Origin of the sequence: Streptomyces misionensis, from assembly GCF_007896895.1 — a bacterium.
GTDB lineage: Bacteria > Actinomycetota > Actinomycetes > Streptomycetales > Streptomycetaceae > Streptomyces > Streptomyces misionensis_A.
Genome location: NZ_VOGW01000170.1, coordinates 24,710 through 42,449, shown reverse-complemented (window position 1 = coordinate 42,449; position 17,740 = coordinate 24,710). Strand labels below are relative to the sequence as shown.

Sequence of the window (17,740 nt, the reverse complement as noted above, 5' to 3'; positions counted from 1 at the left end):
ACAGGAGGTGTTCCGTGTCCCCCGCCGGCCGTCCCCGCGCCTTCGACATGGAAGGGGTCCTGGAAGCCGCGATGCGGTTGTTCTGGGAGCAGGGCTACGAAGCGACATCGATGGCTCAGCTCCGGGAGGGCACTGGCCTGTCCTCGGCAAGCCTGTACGGAGCGTTCGGCTCGAAGCACGGGCTGTTCGAGCGGACGCTGGAGCACTACCTCGCCGGGCCGGGCCGCGTCACCGACCTCAACGGTGACGCGGCCCTGAGCCCGCGTGAGGCCGTCGCCACGATGCTGCACGGATCCATCGACATGCAGACCGACACCTCCCACCCCCGCGGGTGCCTCGTCGCCCTGTCGGGCACCGTCCGGGCCCAGGGGGACGGCGACGCCGCGGTGCGGCGGGCCGTGGCGGCACGCCGCGCGGTGGACCGGGCGGGCATCAGGGAGTGTGTCGTCCGCGGCGTCGCCGCGGGAGAACTCGCCGAGAACACCGACGTGGATGGCTTCACCACCATGATCCACGGCTTTCTGCTCGGCGTCTCCACGCAGGTGTGCGACGGCACGCCCGCCCGGGACCTCCACGCCGCGGCGGACGCCGTCCTCGCCGCCTGGCGCACACCGTAAGACGACCCGTACGTCCCTGGCGGCCCGGATCATCGGGCCTGGGGCGCCGACAAAGGCCCTGACGACGAAGAAGACCGTGGTTCGGCCTCCTCGGTGCTCTTCCCGCCGGGCATCAGCAGGGCGTTGCCTCACGTCGTGCCCTGCACGCACACGCCGCGGATGAACGAAGTGGTCGCGGCGTCCTTGAGCCACTTCGGGTCGCCGCAGGCGGGCAGGTACAGGACGTTCTCGCCCTTGTCGAGGGCCGAACCCGACGCGTCTGGCAGTACCGCGCCGTCCCGGCGTTGTCAGGGCTGCTTTCCATCCTCACCGGCGTTCCCCGGTCCGGACTGCCCTCAGCTTCTACCCGGCCGCTGCGACGGCCGGGCGGTAGAGGTCTCGCACCTCCACTCGGTCATATAGCGCCTCGTGGCGCACCCAGCTGTTCTTGCGGCCTACCGGGCTCAGCAGCCCGCGCACGTAGCCACGCATCCGGCGCCGGGGCTCCACCCGCGTGAAGCGGCCCCCGATCCGCAGGAAGAGCTCGTTGAGTTCCCGGTCCCACACGGGCGGGGTCGGGGAGGAGGTGCACGGTGTGCAGGCGAGTGGTGTTGCGGTCGACGACTTTCGACGCGTCGTGCACCAGGCGGAACTTGCCCAGGGTCTGACCGAACGTTGTAGCAAGGCAGTACAGGCTTGGGATCGCTGGATCCAGCTCGTCCCGATGCCCCCCGGATGCGATCTCCGCTGCGGTCTCGTCGGCGATGGACCGGCAGTACTCCAGGATCTCCACGTACTCGGCGAACTGCTGGTCCTTCGCGGAAGCCTTGAGGGCCGCCACGGCCGCGTACAGCTCGTCGGTTATGGCTTTCTGGCGGACCCAGTTCACGAACGCGTGGAGCATCCGGTCGTAGGCGTCCGCATCCCCCATGACCGGGCCAGCCAGGTGCAGCATGTTCGCCAGTGCGAGGGTTTCCTTCCCCTCGTACAGGTTGTAGCCGTCCCGGTGCGCCATGGGTTCCACGATCACGTCGACCATTTTGGTCACCACCATGAATCGCTTGTCGATTAGGTAGGTCTGCACGCTCCCCTCGGGCAGGCGCGAGAAGGCGTTCATCAGCGACTTCCGCCCGCGGCTGGAACCCGCCAGCGACGTGTACTTCGGCTCGCGCAGATTGGGCGGGAGCTGCCCACGGACCTCGCCGACGATGGAGGCGGCGAGGTCGTCAGGGAGGTGGACCCCAGCCACCGTGAAGACAGGTTGGTGCGGGTCGAGGAGGTTCTGGCCCGAGTTGGCGGACTCGTCGATCGACGCAATGCAGGATTTACGGCGGACCAACTCCAGGCGCTGATCGGCCGGGACGAGGAGGACTGGCCCGACAGCGCCTTCCTCCTCATCGCCGACGAACAGGGCCTGACCTCAGCGGAGTTCCCGCTGCTGGCCGTGAACAACCTGCCCGACGAGGACGACGACCCGTTCAGGATCACCCTCGCCGCAGCGGGCTCCTTCATCGTCAACCTTGAACTGGGCAATACGAGCTTCGGCGACTGGGCCCGGGGCGCCGACACCGACGGCGTCTACCGGGAACAGCACTACTGACGGCACGGTCGCGCGCTACACGGTATGGGCACGCCGCTCACCGGGTGCTTCCCGGTGAGCGGCGTGCCGCGTGATGCGGAGAGGGCAGGATTCGAACCTGCGTGGACCCCTGACGGGATCCGACCTTGAGGCGTGCTCGCTGGTCCCCGATCAACCACTCCGGGCACCTCTCCCCGCTCCCGACCCCCTTCAGTTTCCGGGGTCGTTCACGGGAAAGAGAGTGACACGGACCGCTGACACGGAACTGACATGACGAAGGCCGGGCGAGGGGGCCAGCGGGCCTGCCCGTCCACTACGGCTGTCATCGGCACAGGGGAGGTGCCTCGCGCGGGATGGAACCGTTTCGTGTCCGTCGGGATGACTGTTGGGCAGGCAGAGCCGTCCCAGAGCCCAGCGGGCAGAACTCGCCGTGTGCAGCATTCCCTGTACGAGGACCGCGTGGCTGTCCGCCGCACTCTTGGCGCCGGCCCTCAGGCCCCGCACAGCATTCGCGCCGCCCAGGCCGACCTGCTTGATGCCATCCCCAGAGTCCGTCTGCCGGACGTGGAGGAGCTGCGGACCCGTGGCGTGCTCGGCGCCCACTCGGCGGCGCCCCCGGCCCCGCCGGCTGACGCTGGGGTCACTTGCCGGTGCCGGTGTGGTAGCCGACGGGGTCGACGTACACGTCGGGGGCGTTGCCGGTGGTGGCGGGGACGGTGATGCTGAGGCCGTCGAGGTCCATGACGTCGAAGACGGTCTCGTTGGGCGGGGTGACGGCGAGCCTGGTGTAGGTCTTGCCGGAGCCGCTGGTGTCGGGGATGTAGTGGAGGAGGAAGCGGGTCTCCTCGCCGGGGGCGATGGTGACGGCGGGCGCGGTGGTGTCGGTGCGGGCGGCGTCGGGGCCCTTGTCGCCCAGGCCGTCGGCGCCGAGGAGCTGGACGCCGGGGAAGCCGTGCATGCTGCAGGTGGTGGAGCCGGTGTTCTTCAGGTTGACGACGATCTCGTTCTTCACTCCGGCGGAGGCGGCGCTGAAGCCGAGGTGGTCGGTCTTGCACGGGGTGCCCGACGCGGTGGTCCCGGTGCGGGTGGCGGCCTTTTTCCCTGTGCTGCCGCTGGTGCCGGTGTCGTTCCCGCCGCTGGTGCTGCCGCTGGTCGTGGTTCCCGCGCTGCCGCTGGTGTCGCTGGAGGTGCTGGAGGAAGCGCCGGCCTGGCCCGGGCCACCTGTGGAGCTGCTTGCGGAAGCCGGCGTGCTGCTCTGCGCGGCCGTGCTCGAAGCGTCGCTGCCACCGCACGCGGTCAACGAGAGGCCTGCCGCGGCGATGATCACGGCGAGGGCGGAGATCTTCTTGACGCGCATGTGCACTCCTGCGAGGTGGTCTTGTCCGGTTCGCTCGAACTGGCGAGCCGCTGTCGTTCGTTTTTGGGGATGCCTGCTTCCGGGCGGGCCGTTGCAATGCGGGCCGATTCAAGATGCCGCTGTGACAGGGGAGTTGATGTCCCGTGACAACCCCTTGTATGAAACGGGGCGAACCCGGCGAACCGGCATGGCGCGGCTGCCGGAACTCGACTGAGCCGGTCTGACCCCCGGCACCAAACTCCGCCAGCCCAACGGCACCACAGCCACCGTCGCAGCCGTCCGCAACTTCCACCAGCAAAAGACGACTTACGACCTCACCGTCGGGAACCTCCACACGTACTATGTGCTGGCGGGGGCCACTCCGGTCCTGGTTCACAATTGTGGCGGTGCAGTTACAGGGCACCCCGCAGTCTGTGAATGTGCCGATGGCGGCATACCGAAGGTGCGAAATGGGAAGCTAGCGGGGGGTGTTCACCCGAAGGCCAATGTTCCATTCGATGAGAACGGCTTTCCCGATTTCTCGGCATGGCGTCATCCGGATGTGCCTGATGTTCGGATCGAGCTTTCCGGAAGTCGCGGAACAGATTTCGCGAGATCGAACCGTGCGGCAGGGCTCAGCGAGACGCCGGATGGCTATACCTGGCACGACCATCAAGAGCCTGGTCTCATGCAGCTGATCGAGACAGAGGCCCATAAACGGACAGCCCATACGGGTGGATTCTCGGGAGGGAGGTAGTGATGAATGAACTATTTGAGGATGGAGACTTCTACACGGGTCCACCCCTGAGCGTTGAAATGATCAGTAGGGCTCAGCAGGCCCTGGGCCTGCAGCTTCCGTCAAGCTACGTAGCCGCTCTATCGGAGAAGAACGGCGGAGTATTGAAGCGCCGCCGTTACCCCACCGATTTCGCTACATCCTGGGCTTCCGACCATTTCGAGATTCGCGCACTTCTCGGAATTGGAGGGAAGTGGGGGATTGATTCCATCTCTGGCTTGGGGAGCGCTGACCTGATCGCAGAGTGGGAGTACCCGGAAATTGGCGTGGTCATCTGCGATATGCCCTCAGGTGGGCATGACGCGGTAATGCTCGACTATTCCGAGTCCGGCCCGACTGGCGAACCCTCTGTCGCCTACATCGATGAAGATCGCGTTCCTCGTACAGTAGCGGGATCGTTCGAGGAGTTCTTGTCTCGACTGGTTCCCTGTAGTCCACCGATTTAGGGTCACTTCCTCTTCGAACGGAGAGTTCAGAGTCTCGGGGGCAGAAACAAGGTCCCCTCCGCGCAGTGGTGCGGAGGGGACCTTGTTTCGTTTGACGGCAACGCTGACGGCAACGTCAGGGGACGACGGCTGCGGCGGGTGGGTCGTCAGGGGTGTCGGTCGGGTTGAGGGCGGTGCCAAGGGTGTCGATGGCCTGGCGTTGGAGGCAGACCCGGACGTGGGCGTAGACGCTGGCGGTGACGCCGATGTGGGCGTGGCCGAGGAGTTCTGCGCGGCCGCCGCCGCGGCCCCGGTCTGGACGACCACATCGGGGCCGCCGCCGTCTCCACCCACTGCCTGGACATCAGCGAGCCGAAGACCGTGCGCGGCCTGGAGGCCGGCTACCGCCTAATCCCCATCTAAGGGCAGCCCGAGCCAGTGCAGGAAGCTCCGGGCTGTTCGAACAGCAGGGCCGTCATGCCTGAACCCATCCGGACATGCGGTGTCTCGCCATAGGCCGGCGGACGCCCTGCATGTGGTGGCGGTCTCGTGGGCGCCGGGCGGATGCCTATACCGCCTCCGACCTCGATGTCTCGGTGTAGACCGAGCACCGCTCGGCGCCTTCGCCGCCGCCACCACGTTGTTCCTTCGAGGGATGTTCTGCGGGGAACGGCTGTTGGCGCCCGTCGGCGCTGGACGGACGCTTGACGTCCCTCCAGGCACACGATGCCTACCGAAAGATCGGCGTCGTCCAGCGTCGACGGACGTCAACACCCATCGCGAGATCACTCGTTGGTGTTGGTGGTGCGAGCCCGCCGCACGGCGACCTCTCATAAGCCCCGAGCCGTATGAGCTCCCGGCTAGACCGAGGCCCGTGGGGTGCGCTGGTGTCACGAACGGCTACTGAGGTGGCGGACCGACCCTCGTGTCGAGTCCTGGGATTAGGGAGCTGCGTGGCCCGCATGTGCTCGTGACCAGCACAAACTGCACTGGGGAGGAACATCTTGATCTATTGCGGCATCGACTGGGCCGAGCGCACGCACGACGTTGCTTTGGTGGACGACAGCGGGCAGTTACTGGCAAAGCGACACATCACCGATGACGCGGCAGGCTACAAAATCTTGCTGGATCTGCTCGCCGAATACGGAGACACCGCGGAGAACCCGATCCCAGTGGCGATCGAGACCTCCCGCGGTCTACTCGTGGCCGTGCTGCGGACCGGCAAGCGGAAGGTTTTCGCCATCAACCCGCTGGCCGCCGCCCGCTACCGCGACCGGCACTCCGTCTCGCGCAAGAAGTCCGACCCCGGAGACGCCCTGGTCCTGGCTAACATCCTGCGCACCGACATGCACGCCCACCGACCGCTGCCCGAGGATTCCGACCTTGGTCGCGCAATCGCCGTCCTGGCCCGTGCCCAACAGGACTCGCTCTGGAACCGGCAGCAGCTTGCCAACCAGCTGCGTTCCCTCCTGCGGGAGTACTACCCGGCCGCCTTGGCGGCCTTCGAACCTTGGCGCACCGGCTTATGCCGGCCAGAGGCCCGAGAGCTCCTCAGAGCCGCCCCGACGCCGACCCGTGCGGCGAAGCTGACGCGCACGCAGCTGACGGCCGCACTCCGAAGGGCTGGCCGCAAGCGAGGCATTGAGGAAGAGGTCGGCCGACTCCAGGGCGTTCTTCGTGCCGACTGGGCCCATCAGCCACCGCTGGTCGAGGAGGCGCTAGGCAAGCAGATGCTCGCCCTCCTGGTCCAGTTGGAGGCCGCCTGCACCGCCGCCAACGACCTCGCCGAGGCGGTGGAAGAGGCTTTTCCTCAGCACCCGGATGCTGAAGTGATCTTGAGCTTTCCGGGGCTCGGCATCCAGCTCGGCGCCCGGATACTGGCCGAGATTGGCGACGACCGGAAACGGTTCGCCAACGCCCGCGGCCTGAAGGCGTATGCCGGCGCCTCGCCCATCACCCGGGCCTCGGGCAAGAAGTCCAGCATCACCCGCCGACGGATCAAGAACGACCGCCTCAATCATGCTGGCTACCTTTGGGCCTTCTCCTCGATCACCGCCTCACCCGGTGCCAAAGCCCACTACCGGCACCGCCGCGACCATGGAGACTGGCACGCCGCTGCCCAGCGCAACCTCTTCAATCGCATGATCGGCCAGCTCTACCACTGCCTCCAACAAGGTCATCGATATGACGAGGCACTGGCCTTCCCAGCTCCGCCCGACGAGGTGCGCACAGCGGCCGCCTAACCAGAGGCCGCATCTCGTCGGCAGCGGTCAGGAGCATGCCTAGCGGGGCAGGCGACCCAACACAGCACGAAACCTCTCCTGTCCTGCCGTGACGCTCGCGTCCCACAGGCCTGAGGCGTCACCGCGCAGCGAGAGGGACTGGAGCCGTTGTTCCTCGGCGAGGAAGTCAGCACCTGCCACGTTCTGGTCGAGCATTCCCATCGCGGTGAGCGCCGTGTGGCCGCAGGACACCGCGTCGTCAGCGTTTCCCGAGCCGTGGGCCAGGAGGGCATACCGCAGGCAGAGGGCAGCGAAGAAGGCGTAGGTGTCGGCGACATCGGTGATCCCCTCCTCGTTCGGCTGAAGCTCTGGGAACCGCTCCACCTGGCGCACGCCCTCGGCGGCGTTGGCGAGCGGCCGGTCGGCATGCCAGAGATCGCGTACGGACTCCGCATAGAAGTCCAGGTCGGCTTCCCGCCCCGGCGCGCCCGCCCGCAGGCCCACGAACAGTGGCACCATACGTTCGGCGCAGGCGGCGACATACAGGCGGATCGCCTCGTCACCCCGGTCACGAAGTGCCTCCGTGACGGCCCCTTCCACCAGCGTCTCCATGCCCCACCCTCATCCCGTTCGAACAGATCGACAGGCTACACAGCGGGCTGAGGACCGCCGCTTGACGAGTTAGGCGCCTGAGGTGTCTACGCCGCCGACACCTACCACCTCATCCGCGCCGGCCTGTCCGGCGGCAAGAACGTGCCCGATACCGTCCGCACCCACCCCCGCGTCTTCGTCACCCTCACCGCACCCTCCTTCGGCCCCGTCCACAACCGTCCAGACGCCCGGCCCTGTCGCTGCGGCACCCGCCACGAACCCACGGACCCGCTGCTCGGTACGCCGCTCAATCCGGCGACGTACGACTATGCGGGAGCGGTCCTCTTCAACGCCCACGCCGGAGCCATGTGGGCCCGCTTCACCACCTACCTGCGCCGCGAGATCGCCACCCGACTCGGCCTTACCCAGAAGGCCGCCCGCGCCGTGGTGCGGGTTTCCTTCGCCAAGGTCGCCGAATACCAGAAGCGCGGCCTGGTCCACTTCCACACCGTGATCCGCCTCGACGGACCTGACGGCAGCCCACAGCCCCCACCCCCGTACGCCACCGTCGCCGTGCTCACCGACGCGGTCCGTGCCGCCGCGCCGCGCGCCCGCATCTCCATCGACTCTGACGCGGTCCGTCACGCTCGGCGCGCTGCGCGACGCCCGCCGCGCCTGGCGCACCGAACAGGCCCGCGCCCACGCCGGCCTACCCGAACCCGACACGGACACCACGCTGGTCATCGGCCACTGGGCCTACCTCGGCACCGGCTACAGCCCCGGCGCCGCACTCCTCGCCTCCGCCATCTGGCACCGCCGGGAACTGGATCGGCGGTTCATCGCCGAAGGGGGCTGCTGATGACCGCGCCCCCACCCGTTGTCCTCCACTCGGGTGCGAGCCCGGAACTGGAGTTGCTGACGGTTCCGCAAGTGATGGCCCGGCTCCAGCTCGGCCGATCCGCCGTCTACGACCTGCTCCGCACCGGCCAACTCACCTCGATCACCCTCGGCCGCGCCCGCCGCATCCCCACACACGCCCTCACCGACTTCATCCGCACCCGACTCTAACAGGAAGCCGTCTGATGAGCACCCCGCGCCCCGCCTCATCTCGCCGCAGCCGCTCCCGCGCCAATGGCGACGGAACCGTCTACCAGCGCAAGGACGGCCGCTGGGAAGCCGCCGGATACGTCCTCGCCCCCGGCAACACCCGAAAGCGCCTGCGCGTCTACGGCACCACCCGCAAGGAAGCGCTGACCAAGCTGACCGAGAAGATCGCCGCCAGCAACCTTGGCCTGCCCGTGGCGGCGGCCGACAGCACCGTCAGTGCGTACCTGACGTACTGGCTCAACGGCGTCGCCGTCCACCAGGTACGGGAGAACACCCACACCCGCTACGCCGCCTGCGTCCGCCTCCACATCATCCCCGGCCTCGGGGCCAAGAAGCTCGCCCGGCTCACCGCCCGCCACGTTCGCGTCTTCCTCGACGGACTCCGCACCACCTGCCAGTGCTGCATCCAGGGAAGGGACACGGTCCGGCGGCAGTGCTGCGCCATCGACCAGTGCTGCGACAAGCGCCTGTCACCGCTGACCGTGACCTACGTCCACTCGGTCCTCAAGTCCGCACTGGAACATGCCGTCCGCGAAGACGATCTGCCCCGCAACGTCGCCCGGAATGTCAAGATCCCAGCGCCTCGCCCTCGGCGGTTCCAGCCCTTCACCGCGAGCGAGGCCCGGCAGTTCCTGCACACAGCCAGCGGTGACCGGCTCCACGCGCTGTACGAAATCGCCCTGCGCACCGGGCTCCGCAAGGGCGAACTCCTCGGGCTGCGCTGGGAAGACCTCGACCTCGACTGCGGCACCGCCAGTGTCCACCGCTCCCTCCAGCGCACCCGCACCGGCGGCCTGACGGTCCTACACACCAAGACCCGTGCCTCCGAACGCCGCATCGCCCTCCCCACCGAATGCATCCACTCCCTCAAGACCCATCAGGAACGGCAGTTGGAAGAGCGAAGGGCCGCCGGAACGGAGTGGGCGGAGACCGGCCTCGTGTTCACCACCCCCACGGGCAGCCCCCTCGACCCGTCCAACCTCGCGCGCCGCTTCCGTCGGCTCCTTCGTAGAGCAGGACTTCGGACCATCCGTTTCCACGACCTCAGGCACTCGACCGCCACCCTGCTCCTGGAGCAAGGCGTCGACCTCGTCGTCATCAAGGAACTCCTCGGCCACGCCCACATCGGCGTCACCGCCGGCGTCTACGCCCACGTCCGACTCCGGCTCCAGCGTGACGCCATCGATGCCCTGGGCCACGCCCTCGACGGCCAGGACGACGACCCCGACGACCCACCCGCCGCAGCCGTCGTCCGCTGACGTTGCCGTCAGCGTTGCCGTCAAAAGCCCCAGAGGCCCCGCCGGAAATCACTCCGGCGGGGCCTCCGCGTAACACTCTGCACTCGCTTCGAGAACAGTCCGAGCTATTCCGGCAGGATTTGTCGAATCACCGGATTAACAGCCAATCCAGGGATCTCTGAAGTCAGGCACGAATGCACCTCTCGAAGGAAGCTGGAGAAAGCACTCGCGAGCTCTTCATGCTCGACAGTAACCCGCCAGGGCCGTTTCGATGAGGTCAAGGCAATGAGATCGCCATCGAGATGCAGATGGATAACCTCTTCACTCTCCGTGAAACCGAACGCCGCGTCTTCTCCTGATGAGATACGCCTCTCTGCATGGGAAAGCGAAAGGGCCAGATCCACGAGCGTAACAAATCTTCGCTTTGAGATGACCTCCACGCTATCTACGAGCATCTCGACATTGACGCCGAAGTACTTGTAGCGAAGGTCAATCTCTGCAATACCCGCAGGATCGCCCTGCTTGGCCCCCTCCCAGGTCCTCCGCCAGGGTGAACCCGGCTCTGGGAGGGAGAAGGAAAGATGAATCATGGTTTCTCCTTGCAGGAACTCTCTCACCTAGAACGGGAAGGCGGTCACGACTTTTCCGTCATTCACGATCACGCGGATGCTAGTCAAGTCTCCGCCCCCGTTTGCCGGACCCGCCCTGCCGATGGTGTCACCGAAGTCCCATTCGTAAATCTGGCCGGGTCGCGGTGCGCCAGTAGCAGGGTCTGGCGTGTTCGGCTTGGGAGTGCCGCGATTGATGGTGTCAGCAATCCTCTGACGGACCTTCTTCTCCTTGCCGATGAAGATACCCGCCTCGTCGTCGACCAGCGCACCACCGGGCCGGTGACGGTCCAGAATATGCTGCCAGTCCCCATTCTCCAGCGCCGCGGTTCCGCAGATTCCACTCGAATTGTGAACGAGGACCGGAGTCTGTCCCGCCAGCACATAGTACGTGTGGAGTTGCTGGACGGTGAGGTTCCAGCGGTTCGCCGATCCTTGTGTGGGCCGTGTGGTGACGACGTAGGCGTGGTTGTCGGTGGGCGTGTTGAGGGCGTCGCCGGGGTGTAGTTTCCCTGCCGGCACCCAGCTGTGGGTGGTGTCGTCCCAGAAGGGGTGGTTGGCGGTGGTGTGGAGAGTGGCGGTGTGTCCGTTCTTGGAGCGGATGGTGACGTCTTGCAGGTCGTGATCGTGGTTGATCCATACGTGCTGGACGGTGCGGGGGCCTTGAAGCTTGCCGTTCGTGGGATCGGCGGCCTCGACCCGGTCGCCGGTCTTTATCTTCCCGATGGCTTTGGTCTTTCCGCCGTCCATGAGGACGCGGGTATGAGGGTCAAAGCTGAGACATGAGGGAGAGGACGGCTCTTCGCCTGGGTCCACGCCTTCTGGTGCTCCGCTGAACAGCCCGTTCAAGGCCGATCCGGAAGCTGCCACGCCGCCTGCGCATTCCAGTCCGATGATAGGAGCTCCAGCAGTGCAGCCAACCAATGTGGGGAGACCGATGACGGTGATCGTACCGACCGCAAGGAAATCATCCACTTTCTGCGCCACGGTTTCCCGGGCGACGGCGTCGCTGACTTTCTTATACTGCTGTGGATTTTCCTCGCACATACGATTCGCGCCGCAGGACCGCACTGGTGGCGCTGATGAAGAACCCGTACCGGTGTTGTTGTAGTGGGTCTGTCCGCACGTGCCGTGGTGGCAATACCCGGCCTTCGGGTTTCCAGGGTCGACCGGCCCGTCGGTGATGGTGCCACTGGAGCCGCCCACCACGTTTCCCCGCGGGACACCGATGCCGCACGCGTCCGGGTGGCAGAGACCTGTGGGGTCGCTGTTGGCGACGGGGTTGTCTGCGGCGTAGGTGTAGCCGCCCAGGTCCTGCGGGTTGGCGGCTTCGAGGACGGGGTCGACGCTGATGAAGGTGCCGAGTGCGGGGTCGTATTTGCGGGCTCCGACGTCGGTGTATCCGGTGCTGGTGTCCTGGGGTTTGCCGAGGTAGGAGTGGGTCGGGTCGGCCCAGGTGGTGGTGTTTGTGCTGGCGCGTGGCTGTCCGTAGGGGGTGTATTGCTGGCGGGCCACTTCCTGGGTGGTGGCGTCCATGGTCATGGTCGCCGTGCCGTGGAGGTCGCTGAAGAGGTACTTCAGTCCGCTGCCGGAGAGGCTGGAGCGGACGGCTATGGGTGTGCCGCTGCCGCCGTGGCTGTAAGTGCGGACGGCGCCGATCAGGGTGTTGGGGGTGACCTTGGTGTTGACGATGAGTTCGGTGTCGCCGGCGAAGAGGGTGGTCTGTCCCGGGTCTCGGCGGATGAGCTGGTTGCCGTCGGCGTCGTACACGTACTTGGTGGACGTGGGATTGGCGCCGGTGGTGTCGACCTCGTCCAGCTCGCCCTCGTCGCCCCAGGTCAGTGTCTGGCCTGGACCGGTGGTGGGGGTCCGGGTTTGAAGGTTGCCGTCCTCGTCGTAGCTGAATCCGGTCGGGTTGGTGCCGCCGGTGGTCGCGGTCAGTGTGTGGGGCTGGGCGCCCGTCGTGTTGCACTGACTGGTGCAACCGTCGTGGTAGGTGGTGGTGGTGTCGGTGCCGGAACCGCCGATGGCGTGGTCGATGGTCTGGTAACGGTTGCCGACGGCGTCGTACCGGTAGGACTGCCAATAGGCGCCGGGGCCCGTCGCGAGCGTGCTGCTGGTCGGGGGGCTCGTGGTGCAGGTGTCGTTGGCTGTCCATGCCTCGGCGAGGCGGGCGAGGGTGTCGTAGGTGTAGCACTGCCGGTCGGTGACGGTATTGCCGGTCTCCGACTGTAGGTCGGTGGTGGTGGTGGGGTTGCCGGACGCGTCGTAGGTGTAGGTGGTGTCGTCGACCAGGGGGCCGGGCGTTTGGGTGCGCTCGATCGTGCGCTCTTTCAGCCTGAGCGTCTGGTCGTCATAGGTGTAATTGACGGTGGCGGTGTTGGTCGCGGCACCCAGGGTGACCATCTTCGGCTCACCGTCTGGCGTGTAGACGGTCCCGCCGACGTAGATGCTGCCGCCGGTGGCCTTGGTGATGGTGGGGTTGCCCAGGGCGTCGCGGTCGTAGGTGATGGTCTCGTTGCTGAGGCTCTGGGCGCGCGGATCGCTCTGCGTGGCCAGCAGTTGGTCCCTGAGCGTGTAGCTGTAGGTCGTCGTGTATGTCGCGGGCAGTGGCGACTCGGATGCCGGCAGTGTGATCTTGGTGCCGGTCGGCTTGCCTAGGGTGGTGTAGCCAGTGGTGGCAACCGTGTAGCCGCCGGTGGTGCCCTGGACGTAGCGGGTCGAGGAGGTCGGCAGACCGATGCGCAGGGTGTCGTAGGTCCAAGAGGCGAATTCGAAATCGGACTCCGACTTGTCAGTGCCGGTGAGTTTGCGACCCAGCAGGTCGTAGGTGTAATCGAGTTCCTTCTGCCGCGCATCGGTGGTGGAGACCTGGTTGCCGGCATCGTCGTACGTGTAGGTACTCGAGCCCGCGTCCGGGTCGGTCTGGGACTTCTTGCGGCCCAGAAGGTCGTAGTCGAACGTCCACACCGTCTTGTCCGGCCCTGTGATCCGGTGCTGCTGACCCGCGGCCGTGTAACCGTACGTCGTGGGTGAGGCCGTGCCGCCCGATGCGGTGAAACCGTTGGCCGCGGTGCCGGACAGGGTGGGCAGGCTTGTGTACTGGTCGAGTTCCGTGGTTTGGCCACGCGCGTTGGTGACCGTGGTGGTGGCCACGCCGCCCTTGGGGGGCAGGACGGTGGTCTTGTCCCCGGTATAGGCAGTGGTCGTGGTCCAGGCCTTGCTCCCGTCGTGTTCCTCGGTGACCAGGTCGGCCCGGCCCTCTCCGTCGTAGTCGGTAACGGTGGTGTCGGGGATGGAAGCCTGGGAGACCGATACCAGGGTGTTGCTCGGGCTGCCGCCGACTGCGTAGGCGTTGTTGGTGGCTACCGTCCAGCCGTGAGAGTCGTACTGGGTGTCCGAGACAGTGGTACTGGCGTTCTCCGCGGTCGTCTGTGTTTGGAGCGGCCGAAGCATCGCGTCGTACAACGTTTTGCTGGTCGAGTAACTGTCGTCGTCCATCAGCGAGTTCGCTGCCACGACCGTGGGCGCTGTCTTCGACAGGCTGTAGGCGTAGGTCGTATTCGCCGGGGCGCTGTTGGCCTTGATCTCGTTGGGCAGCCAGACTGCGGTCGTGCGGCCGAGCGCGTCGTACGTGAGCGAGGTCAGCAGGCCGGCCGCGTCCGTCTGGGCGGTCGGCAGGGCTCGGGCCGGGTCCAGGGTGACGGAGGCAAGCTGGCAGTCCTTGGACGATGTCGTGGCCGTGGAACAGTCCGTGCCGGGCGTGACCTGGGTGACGGTCCTGCTGCCCGTGGGAAGCTCACCCGTCGCAGGGGTGTAGGAGGTGAAGACGGTCTGGGCGAGGCTCTTGCCGTCCGGGGACGTGGACTTGGGGGTGCGGGTGGCCTTTGTCACGCGGCCATAGGAGTCGTATGCGGTGACGCCCGTGTCGACGAATGCGGTGGCGGTGGCTCCATTGGCGGCCGATGCCGTCTGTACATCGGTCGCGTCACCGATGCTGGGCAGTGCTGGATTCTGCTGCCCGTCACCGTCGTAGGTGAAGCCGTTGGAGTCGTAGGAGGTGCGAGTATCGGAGAGCAAGGTACCGCTGGGGGTCGCTCCGGCACTGGAACAGTCCTGTGCGGTGGTGATGGCTTCCGCGGGCAGCACCAAGGTGTCCACCTTGCCCGTCAGATAACGGGTGTAGGTGCACTTGGCGACGTTGTCGCTGTCAGCGGTCTCGCCGCGGTCATCGACCTGCACTTGCATACCGGTGGTCGACTTGCCCAAAGTCGTGTTGTAGAAGGTATCGGTCTCCGTCTTGCGCCAGCCGTACGACACGGCTTCGCGCGTCAGCGACTTGGTGGTACGCGCCATTTGGGCCGTCAGATCGGGCAGGCCGCTTCGCTTGCGGGTGGCTGTGGGGCCGATGATTGTGGGCACGTTGACAGCGGCCTTGGCCAGGCTTCCGCCGGAGGCGGTGTAGGTGTCGGTCTCGAAGGTTTGTCCTGCCAGGCCGTCGGCGTCGGCAACCGAGGTCGTACCGTCCTGGCTGGTCAGGTCGGGCACCGAGCGGGTCTTGCCGCCCGGCAGGGTGTCACCGTTCATGCCCAGGAAGTAGTACGTCTTTGTCAACGTCTTCTGGTCATGGACCTCGACGCCGTTCGTCGTGTGGAAGACGTTCGGGTCGCCGGTGGTGACGTCGACTTCGGGGTAGCCCCTGAACTGGCCCCAGGTGCGGTTCTTGGCCTTGACCACTTCGTTGTCGTCGTAGTGCCAGCCGGGGTTTCCCTTGTAGACGTAGTCCGTCTCCAACTCCGGCTGTTTGCCGTCCTGGTAGGAGTTGTGCGGGTCGATTGTGACGACCGAGGTGACCTTGTACTTGTAGAACCAGTCCATCCATGGCGCCGGCTGGCCCTCGGGGGTCCAGTACGCGGGGAAACAGGACAGTGTGTTGGTGGAGGCGAATGCCTGGGCGGCCGCGTCCGTCGGATCGTTGGGGTCGCTCGCCGGTGCCTTGGAGCAGTCGGGCCGGTCGTAGGTGAGAGTGGTCTGCGCACCTGTCTCGCTGGTGACAGTCTGGATGCGGTCGTGGTACATCAGCGGCATCTGCGGCATCGTGCCGACCCGGTTGGGCAGTTGGAGCGGCGGGTCGAAGCTCACCGCCGGTGTGGTGGCACTGCCCGATGCTCCACCCAGGGTGTCAAGACCGGTGCGCTGGATGGAGTCCAACCAGAGCGTGGGGGCATGGTCGCCGCCGTCGGGGAAGGACTGGGTGAAGCTGTACTTGTCGACCTGCTTCGTGGCCCCGCTGCTCTGTATCTGGGTAGTGATGGAGGTCAGACGCTTCCGGGACCAGAAACTTGGCCCGTGGTTGGTGCAGTTCGTCGATCCCGAGGCGCAGTTGAGGTCGACTGGCACGTCGGGCCAGTACGCCGCGTTCGCCGCAATGAACTGGCTGTCGGCACACGTGTTGCCCGATGGAGTACCCGGAATGCAGCGCTCGGCAGTGTCGAACAGGATCTGCTCCGGAGCGGTACCCGCGTAGATCGTCGAGGTGGTCATGCCGTAGTCGATGCGGGAGAGGGTGCCTCCGCGGGTGTAGGACACCGCGGTGTCCTTCATGTCCGCGCCGTAGTAACCCGTTTCAGGCGAGTAGTACCAGGCTGTGGCGTTGCCGTGGGTGTCCACCGAGTAGTCGAGGTTGAACCGGTAGCCCAGCGTGCAGGACGTGGCGGCGAAGTCCGTGCCGTCCGGACAGGCAGACACGCCACTGTGCGCACGGTAGACGGGCTCGGTCCATACGGACTTCGTCTCGTCCTTGCCGTCGCTCCACCCCGGCAGCCGGTTCAGGCCGAAGAAGTACTGCACGCCCCCTTCTGTGACCTTGAAGTACTCCTTGTTGTCAGTACCGTTGGCGGCACCGGTCAGCTCCTCCACCTTGGTGTCGGCGTCGTCCTGGGCGGGATGGAACGTCTTGGTGGCATCGTCGTAGACGATCTCGGTGGACGTGCCGTTCAGCGACAGAGTGAGGATCTGGCCGGCCCAGCACTCGTCCCCGTCGTTCTCCGGCGCGCCGGAGGAGGAGTCGTCCTTGCACGACTTGTAGGTGCGCTCGATGTAGTTCTCGGTCGTGGTCCAGCCGTCGCCCAGCCACGAGGACTGGTTGTTTGTCGCCTCGGTGCGCGCGTCCTGGCTGGAGGAGTCGTATGCCAGGTCCACCTGCGGCGTGTTTCCGCCGATGGCCGCAGGCACGTTGATCGGATAGTTGTAGGTGAATGAACCCGTGTTCCCTGACATCGACCACGTACCCGCGGGGGAAAGGCTCGTCGCCGAGTAATCACCCGACGGGCCCGATGTGCCCGACGTCGCCGCCAGGACCGCCATTGCACCGGACGATGCCAGCGCCTTACGGGAGGGGGAGGGCACGCCGGCTGTTGTGCCTGGCACGGTGACCTGCCCGGACAGCGGCCTCCCGGGGGTAGTGCGCACAGGCGACTGGACCTGGCACTTGCGGAGCTTCGGTGTCGTCAGCGCGCACGAGGGAAGCTGGACGAGGTGAAGTCGCGAGGCGAAGTCACCGCCGAAGGCGTAGCGGAAGGTGGAATCGTCGATGCTCAGGGCGACCTTTCCGTTGCCCGGGCCGGTGCGACGGAGAGTGAAGAGCACACCGTGGACGCCGGCCGCCTGCGTGGCCTTCTGGCCCAGCACGGTCACCCGAACCCGCTGGGAAGCGGTGCTGGAGGCCGCCTGAGGATGCGCATCAGCGCCGGGGCCGACCAAGACGGGCGTCGTGCCGGCCCGCACCTGTGTGGCCTTGGCGGGCAGCCGTGTGGAAGCCGGCACGCTGGGCAGGGTGACCTCCGCGCTGCCCGCCACTGGGAGCTTTGCTTGCCTGCGAGGGTCGAAGTGCTTGAAGGCCTTGGGCGCGCTGACGTGCCTGGGGGCCCGGTGCGTGAAGGGGATGGGCTTGCCGGATGAAGTCGCGGACACTGTGTGGTCCTTCGACGGTTCCGACGCCGTGGCCGTACCCGCCGGAAGCAGGCTTGTCGCCATCAGTGCGCCGACGGCGACGAACACTGTACGGCGAAGCCTCCCTGCGTTATTGGCCGGTCGGCCGGGTCCCCACCCCGTTCTTCGCACCATGTTGTGCGTTCCCCTCCCAGCTCCAGCCCACATTGGCTCAATGAATGTGAGCGCAGGTCAGCGACGGGCATGTCATGCTCCTGCCCCCCTCGGCGGATCACGCTAAGCCCTTACATC

The 17,740-nt window shown here is 66.4% G+C and carries 12 protein-coding genes and 4 pseudogenes; 9 read left to right on the top strand and 7 right to left on the bottom strand.

Annotated features, from left to right (window positions below; all coding sequences use genetic code 11):
- Positions 1–14: 14 nt before the first annotated feature.
- Complete coding sequence (locus FRZ03_RS28030) at positions 15–617, top strand: TetR/AcrR family transcriptional regulator (RefSeq protein ID WP_146467910.1); 603 nt, start codon at positions 15–17, stop codon at positions 615–617.
- A gap of 417 nt (positions 618–1,034) precedes the next feature.
- Here the strand turns inward: FRZ03_RS28030 and FRZ03_RS41465 are convergent.
- Positions 1,035–1,163, bottom strand: a pseudogene (locus FRZ03_RS41465) (IS701 family transposase); the annotation flags it as partial.
- A 697-nt stretch (positions 1,164–1,860) separates the two neighbouring features.
- On the opposite strand from FRZ03_RS41465, the gene FRZ03_RS28015 reads away from it, so the two are divergent.
- Positions 1,861–2,196 (top strand): DUF6924 domain-containing protein, encoded by a 336-nt coding sequence (locus FRZ03_RS28015; RefSeq protein ID WP_146467908.1) that lies wholly within the window; start codon positions 1,861–1,863, stop codon positions 2,194–2,196.
- A 76-nt stretch (positions 2,197–2,272) separates the two neighbouring features.
- Here FRZ03_RS28015 and FRZ03_RS39390 read toward each other — a convergent pair.
- Positions 2,273–2,369 (bottom strand): annotated as a pseudogene (locus tag FRZ03_RS39390).
- A 446-nt stretch (positions 2,370–2,815) separates the two neighbouring features.
- Complete coding sequence (locus FRZ03_RS40615; protein WP_261399371.1) at positions 2,816–3,187, bottom strand: DUF4232 domain-containing protein; 372 nt, start codon at positions 3,185–3,187, stop codon at positions 2,816–2,818.
- On the opposite strand from FRZ03_RS40615, the gene FRZ03_RS40610 reads away from it, so the two are divergent.
- Genes FRZ03_RS40610 through FRZ03_RS28000 form a run of 3 tightly spaced genes read left to right on the top strand, consistent with a single transcriptional unit; the run spans position 3,132 to position 4,753 of the window.
- Positions 3,132–3,746, top strand: a complete 615-nt coding sequence (locus FRZ03_RS40610) for a hypothetical protein (RefSeq protein ID WP_261399370.1) — start codon at positions 3,132–3,134, stop codon at positions 3,744–3,746. The genes FRZ03_RS40615 and FRZ03_RS40610 overlap by 56 nt on opposite strands.
- Before the next feature lie 6 nt (positions 3,747–3,752).
- Positions 3,753–4,268, top strand: coding sequence for an HNH endonuclease (locus FRZ03_RS28005; protein WP_146467946.1), 516 nt, complete (start codon positions 3,753–3,755; stop codon positions 4,266–4,268).
- Between the two features lie 2 nt (positions 4,269–4,270).
- Entirely contained in the window at positions 4,271–4,753 is a 483-nt protein-coding gene (locus FRZ03_RS28000; RefSeq protein WP_146467906.1) for an SMI1/KNR4 family protein, read from the top strand.
- Positions 4,754–4,868: 115 nt separating this feature from the next.
- On the opposite strand, the pseudogene FRZ03_RS41460 reads toward FRZ03_RS28000, so the two are convergent.
- Positions 4,869–5,021: pseudogene (locus tag FRZ03_RS41460) on the bottom strand (site-specific integrase); the annotation flags it as partial.
- A 715-nt stretch (positions 5,022–5,736) separates the two neighbouring features.
- On the opposite strand from FRZ03_RS41460, the gene FRZ03_RS27990 reads away from it, so the two are divergent.
- Positions 5,737–6,975 (top strand): IS110 family RNA-guided transposase, encoded by a 1,239-nt coding sequence (locus FRZ03_RS27990; protein WP_146467905.1) that lies wholly within the window; start codon positions 5,737–5,739, stop codon positions 6,973–6,975.
- Between the two features lie 39 nt (positions 6,976–7,014).
- On the opposite strand, the gene FRZ03_RS27985 is transcribed toward FRZ03_RS27990, so the two are convergent.
- Positions 7,015–7,566, bottom strand: a complete 552-nt coding sequence (locus FRZ03_RS27985) for a hypothetical protein (RefSeq protein WP_146467904.1) — start codon at positions 7,564–7,566, stop codon at positions 7,015–7,017.
- Between the two features lie 84 nt (positions 7,567–7,650).
- Here FRZ03_RS27985 and FRZ03_RS27980 point away from each other — a divergent pair.
- From FRZ03_RS27980 to FRZ03_RS27970, 3 genes and pseudogenes are all read left to right on the top strand, one after another.
- Positions 7,651–8,404, top strand: a pseudogene (locus FRZ03_RS27980) (replication initiator); the annotation flags it as partial.
- Positions 8,404–8,613 (top strand): helix-turn-helix domain-containing protein, encoded by a 210-nt coding sequence (locus FRZ03_RS27975; protein WP_146467903.1) that lies wholly within the window; start codon positions 8,404–8,406, stop codon positions 8,611–8,613. The pseudogene FRZ03_RS27980 and the gene FRZ03_RS27975, both read left to right, overlap by 1 nt.
- Positions 8,614–8,627: 14 nt before the next feature.
- Positions 8,628–9,911 carry a tyrosine-type recombinase/integrase gene (locus tag FRZ03_RS27970; RefSeq protein ID WP_146467902.1) on the top strand — a complete coding sequence of 428 codons (1,284 nt, stop codon included), beginning with the start codon at positions 8,628–8,630 and terminating at the stop codon, positions 9,909–9,911.
- Positions 9,912–10,015: 104 nt separating this feature from the next.
- Here the strand turns inward: FRZ03_RS27970 and FRZ03_RS27965 are convergent, their stop codons facing one another.
- Both FRZ03_RS27965 and FRZ03_RS27960 read right to left on the bottom strand, forming a co-directional pair.
- Positions 10,016–10,480 (bottom strand): hypothetical protein, encoded by a 465-nt coding sequence (locus FRZ03_RS27965; RefSeq protein ID WP_146467901.1) that lies wholly within the window; start codon positions 10,478–10,480, stop codon positions 10,016–10,018.
- A gap of 27 nt (positions 10,481–10,507) precedes the next feature.
- Entirely contained in the window at positions 10,508–17,557 is a 7,050-nt protein-coding gene (locus FRZ03_RS27960) for a polymorphic toxin-type HINT domain-containing protein (protein ID WP_146467900.1), read from the bottom strand.
- Between the last annotated feature and the right edge of the window lie 183 nt (positions 17,558–17,740).

Excerpts from the sequence above, each read along its gene's own strand:
- FRZ03_RS40610 (WP_261399370.1), top strand. The coding sequence starts at position 3,132 with ATGCTGCAGGTGGTGGAGCCGGTGTTCTTCAGGTTGACGACGATCTCG.
- FRZ03_RS28000 (WP_146467906.1), top strand. The coding sequence starts at position 4,271 with ATGAATGAACTATTTGAGGATGGAGACTTCTACACGGGTCCACCCCTG.
- FRZ03_RS27985 (WP_146467904.1), bottom strand. The coding sequence starts at position 7,566 with ATGGAGACGCTGGTGGAAGGGGCCGTCACGGAGGCACTTCGTGACCGG.
- FRZ03_RS27975 (WP_146467903.1), top strand. The coding sequence starts at position 8,404 with ATGACCGCGCCCCCACCCGTTGTCCTCCACTCGGGTGCGAGCCCGGAA.
- FRZ03_RS27970 (WP_146467902.1), top strand. The coding sequence starts at position 8,628 with ATGAGCACCCCGCGCCCCGCCTCATCTCGCCGCAGCCGCTCCCGCGCC.
- FRZ03_RS27965 (WP_146467901.1), bottom strand. The coding sequence starts at position 10,480 with ATGATTCATCTTTCCTTCTCCCTCCCAGAGCCGGGTTCACCCTGGCGG.